19 protein-coding genes and 1 pseudogene are annotated in these 16,372 nt (G+C 62.9%); 10 read left to right on the plus strand and 10 right to left on the minus strand.

Annotated features, from left to right (window positions below; all coding sequences use genetic code 11):
• Window positions 1-130: 130 nt before the first annotated feature.
• Both LCF59_RS16445 and LCF59_RS16450 read left to right on the plus strand, forming a co-directional pair.
• Complete coding sequence (locus tag LCF59_RS16445; RefSeq protein WP_292288710.1) at window positions 131-673, plus strand: hypothetical protein; 543 nt, start codon at window positions 131-133, stop codon at window positions 671-673.
• A 90-nt stretch (window positions 674-763) separates the two neighbouring features.
• Window positions 764-1,930, plus strand: coding sequence for an alpha-hydroxy acid oxidase (locus LCF59_RS16450; protein WP_292288711.1), 1,167 nt, complete (start codon window positions 764-766; stop codon window positions 1,928-1,930).
• Between the two features lie 31 nt (window positions 1,931-1,961).
• Here the strand turns inward: LCF59_RS16450 and LCF59_RS16455 are convergent, their stop codons facing one another.
• Window positions 1,962-3,122 (minus strand): MFS transporter, encoded by a 1,161-nt coding sequence (locus LCF59_RS16455; protein WP_292288712.1) that lies wholly within the window; start codon window positions 3,120-3,122, stop codon window positions 1,962-1,964.
• Between the two features lie 170 nt (window positions 3,123-3,292).
• Between LCF59_RS16455 and LCF59_RS16460 the strand changes: the two genes are divergently transcribed.
• From LCF59_RS16460 to LCF59_RS16475, 4 genes are all read left to right on the plus strand, one after another.
• Window positions 3,293-3,940, plus strand: coding sequence for a 50S ribosomal protein L25/general stress protein Ctc (locus tag LCF59_RS16460; protein ID WP_292288713.1), 648 nt, complete (start codon window positions 3,293-3,295; stop codon window positions 3,938-3,940).
• A gap of 234 nt (window positions 3,941-4,174) precedes the next feature.
• Complete coding sequence (gene chrA / locus LCF59_RS16465; protein WP_292288714.1) at window positions 4,175-5,431, plus strand: chromate efflux transporter; 1,257 nt, start codon at window positions 4,175-4,177, stop codon at window positions 5,429-5,431.
• A gap of 78 nt (window positions 5,432-5,509) precedes the next feature.
• Complete coding sequence (gene pth / locus LCF59_RS16470; RefSeq protein ID WP_292288715.1) at window positions 5,510-6,229, plus strand: aminoacyl-tRNA hydrolase; 720 nt, start codon at window positions 5,510-5,512, stop codon at window positions 6,227-6,229.
• A gap of 259 nt (window positions 6,230-6,488) precedes the next feature.
• A complete protein-coding gene (locus tag LCF59_RS16475; protein WP_292288716.1) occupies window positions 6,489-6,872 on the plus strand; it encodes a DUF2237 domain-containing protein in 384 nt (127 codons plus the stop codon).
• A 9-nt stretch (window positions 6,873-6,881) separates the two neighbouring features.
• On the opposite strand, the gene LCF59_RS16480 is transcribed toward LCF59_RS16475, so the two are convergent.
• The 8 genes from LCF59_RS16480 to LCF59_RS16515 all read right to left on the minus strand — a co-directional run bounded on the left by LCF59_RS16480 (window position 6,882) and on the right by LCF59_RS16515 (window position 12,679).
• Window positions 6,882-7,412, minus strand: coding sequence for a helix-turn-helix transcriptional regulator (locus tag LCF59_RS16480; RefSeq protein ID WP_292288717.1), 531 nt, complete (start codon window positions 7,410-7,412; stop codon window positions 6,882-6,884).
• Window positions 7,413-7,442: 30 nt separating this feature from the next.
• On the minus strand, window positions 7,443-7,922 hold the full coding sequence (locus LCF59_RS16485) for a hypothetical protein (RefSeq protein WP_292288718.1): 480 nt from the start codon (window positions 7,920-7,922) through the stop codon (window positions 7,443-7,445).
• A 65-nt stretch (window positions 7,923-7,987) separates the two neighbouring features.
• Window positions 7,988-8,512, minus strand: coding sequence for a PepSY domain-containing protein (locus tag LCF59_RS16490; protein WP_292288719.1), 525 nt, complete (start codon window positions 8,510-8,512; stop codon window positions 7,988-7,990).
• Between the two features lie 240 nt (window positions 8,513-8,752).
• On the minus strand, window positions 8,753-9,973 hold the full coding sequence (trpB, locus tag LCF59_RS16495; RefSeq protein ID WP_292288720.1) for a tryptophan synthase subunit beta: 1,221 nt from the start codon (window positions 9,971-9,973) through the stop codon (window positions 8,753-8,755).
• A gap of 177 nt (window positions 9,974-10,150) precedes the next feature.
• On the minus strand, window positions 10,151-10,381 hold the full coding sequence (locus LCF59_RS16500; protein ID WP_292288721.1) for an N-(5'-phosphoribosyl)anthranilate isomerase: 231 nt from the start codon (window positions 10,379-10,381) through the stop codon (window positions 10,151-10,153).
• 34 nt (window positions 10,382-10,415) lie between these two features.
• On the minus strand, window positions 10,416-11,744 hold the full coding sequence (locus LCF59_RS16505) for an MATE family efflux transporter (protein ID WP_292288722.1): 1,329 nt from the start codon (window positions 11,742-11,744) through the stop codon (window positions 10,416-10,418).
• Complete coding sequence (locus tag LCF59_RS16510) at window positions 11,737-12,255, minus strand: PaaI family thioesterase (protein ID WP_292288723.1); 519 nt, start codon at window positions 12,253-12,255, stop codon at window positions 11,737-11,739. The genes LCF59_RS16505 and LCF59_RS16510 overlap by 8 nt, the downstream gene beginning before the upstream one ends.
• Window position 12,256: 1 nt before the next feature.
• The gene (locus LCF59_RS16515) at window positions 12,257-12,679 is read right to left on the minus strand and encodes a PaaI family thioesterase (protein WP_292288724.1); all 423 of its coding nucleotides are present in this window, start codon (window positions 12,677-12,679) and stop codon (window positions 12,257-12,259) included.
• Between the two features lie 120 nt (window positions 12,680-12,799).
• Between LCF59_RS16515 and LCF59_RS16520 the strand changes: the two genes are divergently transcribed.
• From LCF59_RS16520 to LCF59_RS16535, 4 genes are all read left to right on the plus strand, one after another.
• Entirely contained in the window at window positions 12,800-13,171 is a 372-nt protein-coding gene (locus tag LCF59_RS16520; RefSeq protein WP_292288725.1) for a MerR family DNA-binding transcriptional regulator, read from the plus strand.
• A 252-nt stretch (window positions 13,172-13,423) separates the two neighbouring features.
• On the plus strand, window positions 13,424-13,828 hold the full coding sequence (locus tag LCF59_RS16525) for a MerR family DNA-binding transcriptional regulator (protein WP_292288726.1): 405 nt from the start codon (window positions 13,424-13,426) through the stop codon (window positions 13,826-13,828).
• A 26-nt stretch (window positions 13,829-13,854) separates the two neighbouring features.
• The gene (locus tag LCF59_RS16530; protein WP_292288727.1) at window positions 13,855-15,636 is read left to right on the plus strand and encodes an acyl-CoA dehydrogenase C-terminal domain-containing protein; all 1,782 of its coding nucleotides are present in this window, start codon (window positions 13,855-13,857) and stop codon (window positions 15,634-15,636) included.
• A gap of 39 nt (window positions 15,637-15,675) precedes the next feature.
• On the plus strand, window positions 15,676-15,888 hold the full coding sequence (locus LCF59_RS16535; protein WP_292288728.1) for a hypothetical protein: 213 nt from the start codon (window positions 15,676-15,678) through the stop codon (window positions 15,886-15,888).
• A 422-nt stretch (window positions 15,889-16,310) separates the two neighbouring features.
• Here the strand turns inward: LCF59_RS16535 and LCF59_RS17805 are convergent.
• Window positions 16,311-16,364, minus strand: a pseudogene (locus LCF59_RS17805) (hypothetical protein); the annotation flags it as partial.
• Window positions 16,365-16,372: the final 8 nt, after the last annotated feature.

Here is a 16,372-nt window from a genome sequence, read left to right on the forward strand (position 1 = left end):
TCGCAGCTCCGATGCGCCACCAGGCACCACCGTCATATGGCGCGGCCTCTCTCGCCTCGCCGACCTTGTCGAAGGCGCGCGCATCGCAGAAACACCGCCAGCGGAGACATATGGGTAACTGCAAGCCGGTGTGCATGACATTCCAACGGATGGACGTCTGGCGCTGCCCAATCTGCCGGCCCTCAGGATCGAGCCGGAAATCGTGTTCGGCTTCAAATCCTCGCCCGGGCCGGACATGGACCTGACCGAGCTTTCGGACTGTATCGACTGGGTCGCGCATGGGCTTGAGATCGTCACGTCGCTCTATCCCGATTGGCGCTTTACAGCGCCCGACAGCATGGCCGCGATGGCGATGCATGGCGCGCTTTGGGTGGGCGCACGGCAAGAGCCGACAGCGGACCGGCTGGAAGCGCTGACAACCTGCGACATCACCTTGACCGGCCCGTCAGAGACGCTGGTGGGCCATGGTGTCGATGTGCTGGGCGGGCCGCTGATGGCGTTGCGCCACCTCGTTGGTCAGGTGGGGCGGATGCCCGGCGCCGAACCGATCAAGTCCGGAGAGATCATAACGACCGGCACACTCACCGATGCGCGCCCCATCGCGCCGGGCGAAACCTGGCGGACAGACTTCGACACGCCGCTCATCGACGGTGTGACAGTCACCTTCACCTGACAGGGCACGCGCGCCACGCAAAATGACGCGTTGCGCGGTTTTTGGGGTATTGGTAAGAAAAGCTGACCAAGCTTGCTGAAAGGCCACCCCATGCCCGTTATCACCGAAATCGAAGACCTGCGCCGCATGTACAAACGCCGCGTGCCAAAGATGTTCTTCGATTACACGGAAACAGGTAGCTGGAGCGAACAGACTTTCCGCGAAAACTCATCGGATTTCGACAAGATCTACCTGCGCCAGCGCGTTGCGATGGACATGGCGGGCCGCACCACCAAGACCAAGATGCTCGGGCAGGACGTGTCGATGCCGGTGGCGCTGGCGCCGGTCGGGCTGACGGGGATGCAGCACGCCGACGGCGAGATCAAAGCGGCGAAGGCGGCTGAAAAGTTCGGTGTGCCGTTTACCTTGTCGACCCTGTCCATCTGCTCGATCGAGGACGTGGCCGAGAACACCGAGCAGCCGTTCTGGTTTCAGGTCTACACGCTGACCGATGATGCCTTCATGCAGCGCCTGTTCGACCGGGCCAAGGCGGCGAAATGCTCGGCTCTGGTCATCACCGTGGATCTTCAGGTGATGGGCCAGCGGCACAAGGACATCAAGAACGGACTTTCGGCACCACCGAAACTGACCCCGGCCTCGATTGCCAACATGATGACAAAGGTGCAATGGGGTCTGGGCATGCTCCAGACAAAGCGGCGTTTTTTCGGCAATGTCGTGGGCCATGCGACGGGCGTCACCGATCCCGGCTCGCTTGCGACATGGACCAAGGAGGCGTTCGATCCCTCGCTGGACTGGGAAAAGATCGCGCGCTTCCGCAGGATGTGGGACGGTCCGGTCATCATCAAGGGGATCATGGACGAGCGCGACGCCCGCGAAGCGCTCAACGTCGGGGCCGATGCGATTGTGGTGTCGAACCATGGCGGGCGGCAGCTCGATGGCACGCTCAGTTCAATCCGCGCGCTGGGGCCGATCATGGACGCCGTGGGCGACAAGATCGAGGTGCATCTGGACAGCGGCATTCGGTCGGGACAGGACGTGCTCAAGGCGATCGCCATGGGGGCCAAGGGCACTTATATCGGGCGGGCTTTCGTCTATGGTCTGGGTGCACGGGGTGAACAAGGTGTCAGTGACGCGCTGAACGTGATCCACAAGGAACTGGAAACGTCGATGGGCCTGTGCGGGCGCACCGATGTGAACGATCTGGATCGCGACATCCTGATGGTTCCCAAGGGCTTTTCAGGGGAGTGGGAGGCCTAGGACCTGCATCCGTCAGGGCGGCGGGGCCGCCCTACGCGGTCCGCAAGGCTGCCCTGCGGACCAGGACAGGCAGGACAAATGCCACCACTCCAAAAAGCAGACCGCCGATCACCAGGAACGAGGTGGCCAGCCCGAACCCTTCGGACAGGAATCCCATCAGCGGCGGGCCGACGAAGAACCCGGCATAGCCCACCACGGAGACGCGCGATATGGCGAGGCTTCGGTAGCGGTCGGGCACCATGCGTCCGATCCAGGCAAGCGCCATCGGCGCCATCACGGAAAGGCCAAGGCCGAGGATCGAAAAGCCAAGATAGGCCACGGCCAATGTCGGGGCCAATGCCCCGATGCAGGCCCCCGTCCCGGCCGTGAGCGCGGCCCACCGGATCACCACGCGTTCGGACAGGCGATTGGCCACCACGTGCCCTGCCAGACGTCCAACGGCCATGGTGATCCCCAAAAGTGCCGGGCCCAGCGCGCCTTGCGCCGCCCCTGCCCCAAGATTGCGTTCCAGGTGCAAGGCCGACCAGCCCTCGGTGGCCTGTTCCGACATGAAGGCGATCAGGATAATTACCCCGCCGGGCAGAAGAACCGACCAGGGCAGCGGCATCGCGCCGGTCTCGTCGGCGTCGGTCGGGCTGTCCCGGACGGGTGCGGCCGCGGCTTGCAGGACCAGAAGGGCGATCACCACGGCCACCCCTGTCAGGATCGCGGCGGGGCCGAACCCGGCCTCGCGCGCCAGCCCCGTCATCACGGCAGACGCGGCATAGGAGACCGAAAACACCGCGTGGTTCAGGTTCATCAGGCTGCGCCGCACCTGTGCCTCCAGCGCGCTGACCCGCGCGTTCATCGCAACGTCGAGCGTGCCGGAGGCCATCGTCACGCACAGGACCGCCAGCGTGAACGGACCCGCCCAGTTCGCATGTCCGGGCAGCAGCGTGGTCGCCGCGAGGATTGCCGTGAGCACCCCAAGCGTCCGTGCGCCCAGCAGGCGTTCGGCCAACGGCGCAAGCCACATGGCCATGACAGCCCCCACGGCACCGATCAGAAGGACGATGCCGAATTGCCCGTCCGACAGCCCGACCTGCGGCTTGAGTACCGGCACAAGCGCTGCGAAACTGCCCCAATAGGCGCCAATTCCGGCAAAGGCGGCTGCGGGACCGCGGCTGAGATAGAGATCACGCAAAATGGTCATGCGCGGGCAGTGCCACGCGCCGCAAAACGGGTCCAGCCCACAAAGCGCGAAATTCGCGTCGAATCTGCCGGCTTGTCTCTTGTCTCGGGGTGCAATCCGGTCTATCGCGCAGGCTTCACGCGGGGTGACAGCCTTGGAGGCACCCTGCCCTTACAATTTGGAGATATAACATGGCTGGTGAGATTCCTGATCTCGTAGCTCTGGAACGGACGGGGACAGGCAAGGGCGCCGCTCGTCAGGCGCGTCGCGACCACTTGGTTCCCGGGATCGTCTTCGGCGGCGACGTAGATCCGCTGCCGATCAACCTTCCGTTCAACGAACTGATCAAGCGCTTGCGCGCCGGGCGGTTCAAGGCGACCTTGTTCAACCTGAAGGTCGAAGGCCACGAGGATGTCCGCGTGATCTGCCGTGACGTGCAGCGCGATATCGTGAAAGACCTGCCCACGCATGTCGATTTCATGCGCCTGCGCCGGACGTCGAAGATCAATCTCTTCATCCCCGTCGAATTCATCAACGAGGAAGAGGCCCCCGGCCTGAAAAAGGGCGGCGTGATGAACGCGGTCCGTCCCGAGGTGGAATTGGTCGTCACCGCCGGTGACATTCCCGAAAAGCTGGTTGTGGACCTTGCGGGTCTGGAAATCGGCGACACGGTCACCATTTCGGCAATCGATCTGCCGAAGGGCACCAAGCCGACCATCGACCGCGACTTCGTGATCGCCAATATCTCGGCCCCGTCCGGCCTGCGCGCGGCGGACGACGAAGAGGACGAAGTCGATGCGGACGACGTTCCGTCCACCGAGCAAGCCGCCGACGCGTAAGCGCTTCGGCCTCTCGAATGATGACAGACGGCCCCGCCCCGATGGCGGGGCCGTTTTCGTTCGGGGGTGCGCGTGCAGCCGGTTGACGGGCTCCGCGACGCGGTCCCTGCCAAGGCCAGACCAAGGCCAGGCCGCGATCGACGGGATCCTTGACAGCGTGACATCCTGTGCGGGCATTGTCATTGGGGACCGAGGTGTCACATCGCTGATACGCTGATCGGAGATACATCTTTAATGCCGCCGTCGCTGTCGCAAGTCTTTGTCGTGTTTCTGAAAATCGGCCTTCTGTCCTTTGGCGGGCCGGCCGCGCAGATCGCGTTGATGCACCGGATGCTGGTTGAGGACCGGGGCTGGCTGACGGAAAAGCAATTTCTGAACGCGCTGAGCTTTTGCATGCTCTTGCCCGGCCCCGAGGCGATGCAACTGGCAACCTATGCCGGATGGCGACTCCACGGGCGCATCGGCGGCCTTGTCGCCGGGGGGCTGTTTGTGCTGCCGGGGGCCGCGATCATCTTCGCGCTGGCGCTGCTTTACGTGACCTATGGCGACCTGCCGGTGGTGAGCACTCTGTTCCTTGGCGTTCAGGCGGTAGCGGTGGTCATCGTGACCGAAGCGCTGCTCAAGGTATCAAGCCGGGCGCTGCAGGGCACCGCGCACTGGATGCTTGCGGCCTTTGCCTTTGTCGGAATTTTCTTTTTTGCCGTACCCTTCCCGATGATTGTGGCCTTGGCCGGGCTTTATGGTGCGATCACCGCATCGCGCGCTGAGAGCGAGGTGGCTCCGACGGTCACGGTTTCGTGGCGACACACCCTGACGACCCTGCTGTTGGGTCTGGCGATCTGGGGCCTGCCGGTACTGGTTATGGACGCATTGCTCGGCGCGACGGTCCCGACAGAGCTTGGGCTGTTTTTTTCCAAACTCGCCGTTGTCACCTTTGGCGGCGCATATGCGGTGCTTGCCTACATGGCGCAGGACGTGGTTCTGCACTATGGTTGGCTCTCCGCGACCGAGATGATGGATGCGCTTGGCCTTGCCGAAACCACGCCGGGGCCCTTGATCCTCGTGACGCAATTTGTCGGCACGCTTGCCGCGTTTCGCGATGGCGGGTACGGGCTGGCCGTGGCGGGCGGGCTCATAACGCTCTGGGTGACATTCGTGCCCTGCTTCCTGTGGATTTTCATTGGCGCGCCGTACCTCGACTGGATTTCCGCGCAACCACGGCTGACCGGAGCGCTTCGCGCAATCACGGCAGCCGTGGTGGGCGTGATCCTGAACCTGTCGGTGTGGTTCGCGCTGCATGTGCTGTTCGAAACGGTGGACAAGCGGCAGCAGGGCCCCCTGCAACTCTGGGTGCCGGACATGACGACGCTGAACTGGTCTGCGCTTGGGCTGATCGCGCTCGCCGCCCTGCTTGTGCTGCGGTTGCGGCTGGCGATTGGCTGGTCCCTCGGGCTGTCGGCGTCAGCGGCGCTTGTGCTTGCGCATGTCTAACGAAGCGGGCCTTTTGCCCTTGCCAGCGGATTCGCCTACAGAGGGCCAAACGCAGCGTAACGAAAGGGACGACCCGCGATGAAACTTTTTGTCGGCTTGGGCAATCCGGGCGCGAAATACGCGAAGAACCGCCACAATATCGGCTTCATGGCCTTGGACCGGATCGCCGCGGACCACGGGTTTGCGCCCTGGAAATCGAAGTTTCAGGGTGAAGCCACGGAAGGCAGGCTGGGTAATGACAAGGTGCTGTTGCTCAAACCGGGCACCTTCATGAACCGCTCGGGCCAATCGGTGCAGGCGGCGATGCAGTTCTACAAGCTGGAGCCCGCCGACGTGACCGTGTTCCACGATGAGCTGGACCTTGCCCCCGGCAAATGCAGGGTCAAGCAGGGCGGCGGACATGCCGGGCATAATGGCCTGCGGTCGATCCACGGCCATATCGGAGACGCCTATGGCCGCGTGCGGCTGGGCATCGGGCACCCGGGGCACAAGGACAAGGTTGCCAGTTACGTGCTGCATGATTTTGCCCGGGCGGACGACGCATGGCTTGACGATCTGCTGCGCGGGATCGCCGATGGTGCGCCGCATCTGGCGGATGGCGATACGGGCAAGTTCATGAACGCGGTGGCCCTGCGCGTCGCCCCGGCCCGATCGTCGAAAACAGCCGCGCGGGCGGACAAAGGGGACAATTCGGACAAGGCGAAAGCGCCGAAGCCAGAGGCGCACCCCGAAGCCGCGCCAGAGCCGGAACCCGACAGCCGCAACCCGCTGCAAAAGCTGGTGGACAGGTTTCGTTGAGCCTGTCCAAGGCACCGGTGCATCGGATCGCAATCGACGCGGAGCCAAGCGGCAGGCGCGCGCGACGCCTGACGCGCCGCCGGCATGGGGTCCGGGTGGACGCCGGTGGCCAAGCGCGCAAAGCGGCGCTGACCGCGCGGCTATGGCCGGCCACCTATCACATCCTGCCGGGTCGGGCAGATTTTCATGGTCACCGGGTGGATCGGGCGGCGTATTGCGCCTAGGTTTGCAGTGGCAACGCACAGCAAGGAGCCAGCGCATGGAACCCGAAGAGGCGATCAACGTAATTGACGGCCCGCTCAAGCAATGTTCGGCGGACCCGATCACCGGGTTCTTTCGCGATGGCCATTGCAACACCTGCGCTGCCGACAATGGCAGCCATACGGTTTGCGCGGTGATGACGGCGGAGTTCCTTGCCTATTCGAAATATGTCGGCAACGACCTGAGCACGCCGGTGCCGCAGTTTCGCTTTCCGGGCCTGAAACCCGGTGACAGTTGGTGCCTGTGCGCCTCGCGATTTTTGCAGGCGCATGACGAAGGCTGCGCGCCAAACGTGCACCTTGAGGCAACCCACAAGCGCGCCCTGGATGTTGTGCCGCTACGGGTTCTCGAACAATACGCCATCAAGGCAACCGAAAGCTGACGCGGCGCGTCAGGACGCCTCTTCGATTTGCGCGACGACTGGTGTCGACGGGTCGACCAGCGACTCGGACATCAGTTCATCGATGAAGAGGCTCAGAAGTTGCGGCCGGCCCGAAACCCCGGCCTTTCTGTAGATCGCGTTGGTCTGTGCCTTCACCGTACCTTCGGACGTATTGCGTAGCGCGGCGATGTCGGCGGTGCTCAGGCCCTTGATGCAGAACAGCGCCACGTCCTTTTCCGCCGGGGTCAGCTCCCAATCGGCAAAGCGTTCCTGCAACACGTCCATAAAGGCGCCAGAGGCCAAACGCAGGCTTTCCTCGGCCTGGCGCTGCCGCTGGATCGACCGGACCATGAGCGTCGCACTGACCACCATGCCAAGGATCAGCCCGATCACCGCGCCGATTTGCGCCAGTTCGTAATAGACCCAGGCGATGGGGGAGGACGCGAGGCCAAGCATACTGCCGAGGATGTCCCACAACAGGAAGAGGCCGCTGCCAAGTTGCAGCGCCAGCAGGGGAAGCAGGACAAGCCAGATCCTCACGGCCGTCCCTGACCGTCGATGCTGGCACGATCAGTCATCATCGTCGTCCCCTCCACCGCGGTCGTCGTCGCGGTCGTCCCGTTCATCGTCGCGATCGTCGCGGTCGTCGTCACGGTCATCGCGATCATCATCCCGGTCGTCATCCCGGTCGTCATCCCGGTCGTCGCGGTCGTCATCCCGGTCGTCGCGGTCGTCATCCCGATCGTCGCGGTCGTCGTCACGGTCATCGCGGTCATCGTCCCGGTCGTCCCTGGAACGGCCCCGGTCGGATCGGTCGAGATAGTCGCGGAGAATCGCCCCTGTAGAAGGGTTGAGAATGATTTCGCGCCGCCCCCGAGGCCCGGTCGCCACGATCCGCCTCCGCCCCAGAAGGGTGCGCCCCAAAGTGATCCGGCGGTAGCCTTGGCGTTTCAACTGGTCGATCACCTGTTCCTCTGCCGTCTGCGCGATGGCGGCAGTGGGCAGCGCGAGGGTGGCCAGCAATCCGGCGAGGATCTGTCTTCTTTGCATTCCTGTTCTCCAAAAGGGCCCCTGCCAATCGGCAAGAGCCCCCGACTGCTCAGATCCCGATAACCTTAGTCGTCATCGTCGTCGTCGTCATCATCGCTGTCATCATCGTCGTCGTTATCATCGTCGTCATCATCGTCGTCGTCCTCATCATCTTCGTCGCGGTCATCGTCCCGGCCGCCGTCGCGGTCGTCATCGCGATCATCGTCACGGTCATCGTCGCGGTCGTCATCGTCGCGATCGTCATCGTCGCGTCCGCTGCGGCGATCATCGTCGTCGTCATCAGATCCCAAACTATCGACAAAGTCACGGTCGCGAGTGTCGATTTCAACACCCGGGCGGGTGTCTTCACCGGAGCGGACGCGTTCGACCTCCTGTTTCAGGATGCTGCCGCTGGCGCGGTCATAGACAACCTCGAGCTTCTGCGTGCCTCGGATCGCCTCTGCCTTGATCTGGCTGCGGCCATTTTCGATCTCGATGCGTTCGAAGCCCTGGTCCCTGAGATCGTTGACGATCTGATCCGTGGCCGATTGTGCGAACACCATGCTGCCTGTGAGCGTGGCGAGAACTGCGGTCAAAGCTGTGTTTTTCATGAAAAGGTCCTTTCGTGTCCATTCTGTCTGCTGCGTTGCCGACGTCCCGAACCTGACCGCATCGGCACCGCGGGGATATTTGCAGATGGTTTAAGCGCCGTCTCATAAACCCCTGCCCCATGCGCCTAAACGGGGGTTTACGCGGACCCTTGAAGGTATCGCGTCAAAAGAAAACCCCTCGGGCCGGGCGGCACGAGGGGTCTGACTGTCGATCCGGGCCGACCGGCCTTGCGGCGGATTTTACCCCATGTCGAATCCGAGGTGCTTGGCGACGGTGAAGATATCCTTGTCGCCACGGCCACACATGTTCATGCAGATGATGTGATCCTTTGGCAGATCGGGCGCGATCTTCGTCACATGGGCCAGCGCGTGGGACGGCTCCAAGGCGGGGATGATACCTTCCATCTCGCAACACAGCTGGAACGCCTCAAGCGCTTCGGTGTCGGTGATCGATACATATTTCGCGCGTCCGATATCGTGCAGCCAGGAATGCTCCGGGCCGATGCCGGGATAGTCCAGACCGGCAGAGATGCTGAAGCCTTCCAGGATTTGTCCATCGTCATCCTGAAGCAGGTAGGTGCGGTTGCCATGCAGCACGCCGGGGCGGCCGCCGGTGAGAGAGGCGCAATGCTCCATCTTGTCGTTTACACCCTTGCCGCCCGCTTCGACACCGATGATATTGACATCCTTGTCGTCGAGAAACGGGTAGAACAGCCCCATGGCATTCGACCCACCGCCGATCGCTGCGATGATCGTGTCGGGCAAACGGCCCTCGGCCGCTTCCATCTGCGTCTTGGTTTCCTTGCCGATGATCGACTGGAAATCACGCACCATTGCCGGATAGGGATGCGGGCCGGCGACGGTGCCGATGCAGTAGAACGTGTCGCGCACATTCGTGACCCAATCGCGTAGCGCATCATTCATCGCGTCCTTGAGGGTGCCGCGCCCGGAGGTGACGGGGATCACCTCCGCCCCAAGGAGCTTCATGCGGAAAACGTTCGGAGCCTGCCGTTCCACATCATGCGCGCCCATGTAGACGACGCATTTCAGGCCGAACTTGGCGCAGACCGTGGCCGTGGCCACGCCGTGCTGACCGGCGCCGGTTTCCGCGATGATGCGGGTCTTGCCCATGCGGCGGGCGAGGATGATCTGGCCCAGCACGTTGTTGATCTTGTGCGCGCCGGTGTGGTTCAGCTCGTCGCGCTTCATGTAGACCTTGGCCCCGCCTAGTCGGTCGGTCAGGCGTTCGGCGAAATAAAGCGGGCTGGGGCGTCCGACATAATGGGTCCAGAGATGGTGCATCTCGTCCCAGAAGCTGTCATCGGTCTTGGCGCGCTCGTATTGCTCTTCCAATTCGAGGATGAGCGGCATCAGGGTCTCGGAGACGAAGCGTCCGCCGAAGATTCCGAAGCGGCCCTTTTCGTCCGGGCCTGTCATGAAGCTGTTGAATAGATCGTTCATCGCGCGCGCCTCTTATATCGAACGGAGCACAAGTAGCGGTCTGCCACGCAATGAGCAAGGGCAAGCGCCTTCGAAGGCGATTGGGACCGCGTTTCGAAACGCGGTCCCAAGCCAATTCGAATTGGCTTGGACAAGCGGCTTGCAAGCCGCTTTGATAAAGCGATTTCGAAATCGCTTCTACCGGACCCGGCGGATCGGCTGATCGTTGCAGAACACCACGTAGTGTCGCCCGTTGCGCACCGCCTGGAAGCCACGTTCCTCGACAGCGGCAACAAAGGCGTCCCTTCCGACAAGCCGTTCGACATCGCGGATCTGCCTTTTCACCACGCCGCCCTTCTGCGCCTCTTTCGAGGACAGCATCTGGGTCAGCCAAATCTCCGGGGTCAGATGATCCGGAAGATGTGTCATGCGCCCGTGCTGCCAAACCAGGGTAAAGACCCGGTTAACGCGCCACCGACCGCTCCAGTGCCGGATAGCGCGCGGCAAGCGTCAGACCGCGTGCGACGAAAGAGACCAGCAGCGCCATCCACAGACCGTGATTGCCGTAGATCGGCACCAGCATGACAGCGGCGGCGGCGTAGATCAGCGCCGAGACAAGCATCATGTTGCGCATATCGGCCGTGCGCGTGGCACCGATGAAGATACCGTCGAACATGAAGGAGGCGAGCGCAAGAACCGGAGCCAACGCCATCCAGGGCAGGTAGAGCCGCGCGGCATCCTGCACGTCCGCGTTCTTGGCCATCACGTCGACAATCATCGCCCCGAACGCAAGAAAGCCCAGCGACAGCAGCACCGACGCGCCCAGCCCCCAGAGGCTCGCCACCACGCTGGCCCGGCGCAGAACGGCAACGGCGCGCGCGCCCACCGCCTGTCCCACCAATGCCTCGGCGGAAAAGGCGAACCCGTCCAGCGCATAGGCGGTGATGTGCAGGAATTGCAGCAGCACCTGGTTGGCCGCAAGCGTGACGTCGCCGAAATCCGCCCCGAGGAACATGAAGGACAGGAAGATCATCTCGAGCAGCAAAGACCGGATCAGGATATCCGTGTTGACCCGGGCCATCCGCACCAGCTTGACCCGTTCGAACACCCGCGCCCAGTCGCGCCAGTCCGGCACACGGAAGGCGGCGCGGCAAAGGTAAAGCCCCATCGCCAGTCCGCTCCATTCCGCGAGGAAGGTGGCGAAGGCCACGCCGTTTACGCCCCAGCCAAACCCCAGAACGAAAAGGATGCTCAGCAGGACATTCACGCCGTTCATCCAGACCTGCAGCACCAGCACGGCCCGGGTGCGCTCCTGTGCGATAAGCCAGCCGATGATGCCGAAGATCGCGATGGCCGCCGGGGCCGACCAGACGCGGATCCGCATGTAGTCGCGCGCGAGACTTTCGACCTCGTCACTGGCCGGCGCGATACGGAGCGCGGCCCACAGAAGCGGTGTCTGCAACAGGATGAGGATGAGCCCGGCACTGATGCCGATCATGAGAACCCGGGTCAGGATCGCGGCAACCTCGGCACGGTTGCCCTGCCCGATCGCCTGCGCGGCAAGCCCGGTGGTTCCCATGCGCAGGAAGCCGAAGACCCAGTAGATGGCCGACAGCACAATCGCGCCGATGCCCACCGCGCCGATCGGAGCCGCTTCACCCATCTGGCCGACGACCGCGGTGTCGACCGCGCCCAGGATCGGGATCGTGACGTTTGACAGCACGATGGGCAGCGCGATCTTGAGAACGCGGCCATTGGTGACCTCGCGCGGTGCGGCGACCGTGTCACTCACCGGAGGGATCTGGCCGCGGCATCAGGAAATGCGCGGTGGCCTGCGCGAAGGGGCGGGCGCGGTTGTCCTGCCAGGCCTCGGCCTGCACCGAGGCATAGCGCCGGCCTGCCCGAGTTATCGTGGCGCGCGCATAGGCATCGCGTGGCAAGCCGGAGCGCAAGTAATCGACTGTAAAGTCGATGGTCTTGGGCAGGCGCGGCAAATCACCGGCCGCCAAGGCCTCGACATCCAACGCACCGTTTTCGAAATCTTCCCAGATAAGGGCCCAGCTGAGCGAGATCACCGCCGTGACTTCGAGAAAGGCCGCTGTCACGCCGCCGTGGATCGCGGGCAGCATCGGGTTGCCGATCAGCTGGTCGTCGAAGGACAGCACACCGGTCAATTCGTCTCCGCGCCGGTCAAAGCCGATGCCCATGAAACTGATATAGGGAACGCCGCTCACCAGCGCATGCAGCGCGGCGTCGCGGCGCTGTTTCACCACCTGAACGGGGTCCGGAGCCCTGCGTCCCATGTCAGTGACCTTCCACGGTAAAGGCGCCGGTCGCGGTGGCGACAGGGCGGTCGCTGTCCTCGTCACACGCGGTCGCCCGGACGAAAGCGACAGACCGGGTGATGTGATAAACCTCGGCGCGCGCAGTGATCGCCTGATCCGGCGTGGCGGCGCGCATGTAGTCGATGCGCAGGTCGATCGTGGCGGTGCCTGCGGGTGCGTCCGGGTGGCTCATCACCGCCGCGCCGCCGCATGTATCCATCAGCGCCGATACCGCGCCGCCATGGATCACCCGTGTTTCGGGATCCCCGACAAAGCGGTCGTCATAAGGCATCATGATCTCTGCCATGCCATCCTCAATCTTGATGATCTCCATGCCCAAAGCGGCGGCATGCGGAATCGTCTGGATGAACTGTCTTGCACTCTCGGCTTTGTCCGCAGTCATGTTTACCCCGTGTCTGGTGCCCCCGCTTACGCCGGATCGCGGCCCGAGGCCAGTCATGCGCGGCAACGGTTGTCCTTGTGCCGGGCCGCTTTTATGGTCGGGGCGTGAGAAGGGGACAGAATGGCCAACCCGCGTCTGAGTTTCAAGGAAATGTGCGCGAAATTCGACGTGACGCCGCGCACATTGCGATACTACGAATATATCGAGTTGATCCAGCCGGAACGCGACGGTCGCTCGCGCTGGTACGGACCCAGGGAGATCGCCCGCATGACCCTGATTCTGCGCGGTCGCAAGTTCGGCTTTCAGCTTGAAGATATCCGCCAGTGGCTGCTCATTTACGAGCAAGAAGGCACGGAGGCACAGATGCGCGCGTGGATTGATCTGGCCGACCGGCAGCTCGTCGAACTGGATGACCAGCGAAAGCAGCTGGACGACGCGATCGCCGAGTTGAAAAACCTGCGCGACGAAACTGCGGCCCACCTCGAAACCTGAGATATCCCGGCCCGGCGCCAAAGGTCCCGAATTCGGTTCACCAGATGGGTCCGTAGCAAAAACCGGCCGTGCAGTCCGCGCCACCCAAAACGCTTTGCAAGAAAATTGCAGCGCGCTGCGGCTGACCTTGGCTGATCTTACGTCATCTCGAAAGTGACGCGGCGTTTGAGTTACGTCAACGTGAATTCCCGTTGTAAGATCGGTCCGACCTTCGCATTTCGAGGCTATCGCAGCACCGAAAAGGATTGAAGAATGACTGACGACCGGATCATGACCATCAGGGAGATGTGCGACGCCTTCGACGTGACACCGCGCACATTGCGGTTTTACGAAGCGAAGGAACTGATCTTCCCGATCCGGGAAGGCCAGAAGCGCCTGTTCACCAAGCGTGATCGCGCGCGGCTCAAGCTGATTTTGCGCGGCAAGCGCTTCGGCTTCAGCCTCGAGGAAATTCGCCAGTTGCTCGACCTCTATCACATGGGCGACCAGCAAAGGACCCAGATCGCCCGCAGCCACGAAATCGCGCAAAAGCGGCTTTCGGACATGGAGGTGCAGCGCGACGAGCTGAGCAAGGCAATCGACGACCTGAGGGAACAGATGCGTTGGGGCGAGAAAATGCTGGCTTCGATGGATCAGACGAAAAAGGCGGCTGAATAAGCCGATTTGAAGTTAGGGAGACCGCAATGCCAAGCTATACCGCACCCGTGAAAGACATGCAGTTCATCCTGCACGATGTTCTGAAGGCCGGGTCCCAGGACATCCCGGGCTATGACGAGCTTGACCGCGATTTCACCGGCGCCGTGGTCGAGGAAGCGGGCAAGCTGGCCTCGGAGGTGCTGATGCCGCTGAACGCGGTGGGCGACAGGCAAGGCTGCACGCTGGAAAACGGCGTGGTCCGCACGCCGGACGGCTTCAAGGACGCGTTCGACCAGATACGCGACGGTGGCTGGACGGCATTGGACTGCGATCCCGACTACGGCGGCCAGGGCCTTCCCTACCTGATGCACACAGCGGCGCAGGAGCCGTTCGTGTCGGCCAACATGGCCTTCAACATGTACCAGGGCCTGACGCATGGTGCCTATACCGCCATCTACATGCACGGCTCGGACGACCAGAAACAGACCTACCTGCCCAAGATGACCACCTGCGAGTGGACAGGCACGATGAACCTGACGGAACCGCATTGCGGCACCGACCTGGGGCTCATGCGCACCAAGGCGGTGCCGCAGGACGATGGCAGCTACAAGCTGACGGGTCAGAAGATCTTCATCTCGGCCGGCGATCACGACATGGCCGAGAATGTCATTCACCTTGTCCTGGCGAAAATCCCCGGCGGGCCGGATGGCATCAAGGGCGTGTCGCTTTTCATCGTGCCGAAATTTCTCGTGACCGAAGACGGATCGCCGGGCGTTCGCAACGGCGTGTCCGTCAGCAAGATCGAAGAAAAGATGGGCATTCACGGCAATGCCACCTGCGTGATGAATTACGACGACGCGACAGGCTACCTGGTGGGCGAGATGCACAAGGGCATGCGCCCGATGTTCACCATGATGAACGAAGCGCGTCTGGGAGTGGGCCTGCAAGGCTATGCGCAGGCCGAGGTTGCCTATCAAAACGCCGTGGCCTATGCCAATGACCGCCTTCAGGGCCGTGACGTGACCGGCGCGAAAGCCCCCGAAAAGCCGGCAGACCCGATCATCGTGCACCCGGACATCCGCCGCAACCTGATGGATCAGAAGTCCTTCGCCGAGGGCGCCCGCGCCTTCACCTATTGGGGGGCGTATCTGATCGACCGGGCACATCGGAACAACGACGAGGCCGCAGATGGCCTGATTTCGCTTCTGACCCCGGTCATCAAGGGGTTCCTGACCGACAAGGGCTTCGAGATGGCGGTGAACGCCCAGCAGGTCTATGGCGGGCATGGTTACATCGAGGAATGGGGCATGTCCCAATTCGCCCGCGATGCCCGGATCGCGATGATCTACGAAGGCGCCAACGGGATCCAGGCGCTTGACCTTGTCGGTCGCAAGCTGGCACAGGACAGCGGCAAGCATGTCATGGCGTTCTTCGAGATGATCAAGACATTTGCCGCCGAAAACAAAGGCCAGGACGAAGCCTTCGACCGCGATTTCCTCGACCCGCTGAAATCGGCATCGAAGGATTTGCAGGCGGCGGCGATGTATTTCATGCAGAACGGCATGAAGACCCCCAACAACGCGCTCGCCGGGTCCTATGACTTCATGCATATGTTCGGCCATGTCTGCCTTGGCTACATGTGGGCGCGGATGGGGCTTGCGGCGTCCAGGGCTTTGAAAGACGGTGCGACCGACACCGACTTCTTTGAGACCAAGCGTGCCACCGGGCGCTATTACATGGCGCGTCAGCTGCCCGCCACGAAGATGCACATCGCGCGCATCGAAACCGGGGCAGAGCCCGTGATAGCGCTGGAGGCGGCCAATTTCTGAGCCAGCGGTGCGTGCCAGCCCGCACCCCACGGAGGACCGATGCCGAAACGCTTTCGCCTGACCCGCCGCTTTCCAGCCGCCATGACCGAGGACGGCTATCGCCGGCTCAAACGGTTTGCCAACGAGGCGGGTCTTAACGACGGTGAAGCCCTGTCTTTCCTGTTCGAAAATTTCGACAGCATCACGGATGACGAGGCGCTGGGGCACCGGCTCAGGCTGTTCAATGCCGAGCTTGAGGCACGCAAACGATAATGCAGGATCGGGGGGACGCCATGCGATCGGGCGGGATGCGTGACGCTCAGGAGAGGCTGGCCGGGATGGCGGCAAGCTTCATCGAGACCGAATGGCAGCCGCTCTGTGACACATGGCCCAAGCAGGGCCAGATGGACCACGAGACATGGGCGCAGGCCGGCGGCCTGGGCCTGGGCGCGGTGGGTCGCCTCGCGCTGCTGGCGCTTCTCGAGATAGTACGAGTAGTTGCCGGGCGTGACATGCAGGCCGTCGTCCTCGAAGGCGATGATCCGGTCGCAGATGCGGTCGAGGAAATAGCGGTCGTGCGAAACGACGAGGGCCGAGCCGTCGAAATCGGCGATGGCCTCCTCGAGCATCCGCAGGCTGGGCAGGTCGAGGTCGTTGGTCGGCTCGTCGAGCACGAGCACGTTGGGCGCAGCGACCAACAGGTGCAGCAGCGCCAACCGGCGACGCTCGCCACCGGAGAGGTCCTGCACCGGGGACC

Origin of the sequence: Marivita sp., assembly GCF_020055675.1 — a bacterium.
Taxonomy (GTDB): Bacteria; Pseudomonadota; Alphaproteobacteria; order Rhodobacterales; family Rhodobacteraceae; genus Marivita.

Bases quoted from the DNA above. Each gene is read 5' to 3' on its own strand.
- LCF59_RS16500 (WP_292288721.1), bottom strand. From the start codon at position 10,381: ATGACACATCTTCCGGATCATCTGACCCCGGAGATTTGGCTGACCCAG.
- chrA (WP_292288714.1), top strand. From the start codon at position 4,175: ATGCCGCCGTCGCTGTCGCAAGTCTTTGTCGTGTTTCTGAAAATCGGC.
- LCF59_RS16510 (WP_292288723.1), bottom strand. From the start codon at position 12,255: ATGGGACGCAGGGCTCCGGACCCCGTTCAGGTGGTGAAACAGCGCCGC.
- LCF59_RS16490 (WP_292288719.1), bottom strand. From the start codon at position 8,512: ATGAAAAACACAGCTTTGACCGCAGTTCTCGCCACGCTCACAGGCAGC.
- LCF59_RS16460 (WP_292288713.1), top strand. From the start codon at position 3,293: ATGGCTGGTGAGATTCCTGATCTCGTAGCTCTGGAACGGACGGGGACA.
- LCF59_RS16485 (WP_292288718.1), bottom strand. From the start codon at position 7,922: ATGCAAAGAAGACAGATCCTCGCCGGATTGCTGGCCACCCTCGCGCTG.
- LCF59_RS16455 (WP_292288712.1), bottom strand. From the start codon at position 3,122: ATGACCATTTTGCGTGATCTCTATCTCAGCCGCGGTCCCGCAGCCGCC.
- trpB (WP_292288720.1), bottom strand. From the start codon at position 9,973: ATGAACGATCTATTCAACAGCTTCATGACAGGCCCGGACGAAAAGGGC.
- LCF59_RS16515 (WP_292288724.1), bottom strand. From the start codon at position 12,679: ATGACTGCGGACAAAGCCGAGAGTGCAAGACAGTTCATCCAGACGATT.
- LCF59_RS16530 (WP_292288727.1), top strand. From the start codon at position 13,855: ATGCCAAGCTATACCGCACCCGTGAAAGACATGCAGTTCATCCTGCAC.
- pth (WP_292288715.1), top strand. From the start codon at position 5,510: ATGAAACTTTTTGTCGGCTTGGGCAATCCGGGCGCGAAATACGCGAAG.
- LCF59_RS16475 (WP_292288716.1), top strand. From the start codon at position 6,489: ATGGAACCCGAAGAGGCGATCAACGTAATTGACGGCCCGCTCAAGCAA.
- LCF59_RS16525 (WP_292288726.1), top strand. From the start codon at position 13,424: ATGACTGACGACCGGATCATGACCATCAGGGAGATGTGCGACGCCTTC.
- LCF59_RS16520 (WP_292288725.1), top strand. From the start codon at position 12,800: ATGGCCAACCCGCGTCTGAGTTTCAAGGAAATGTGCGCGAAATTCGAC.
- LCF59_RS16450 (WP_292288711.1), top strand. From the start codon at position 764: ATGCCCGTTATCACCGAAATCGAAGACCTGCGCCGCATGTACAAACGC.
- LCF59_RS16535 (WP_292288728.1), top strand. From the start codon at position 15,676: ATGCCGAAACGCTTTCGCCTGACCCGCCGCTTTCCAGCCGCCATGACC.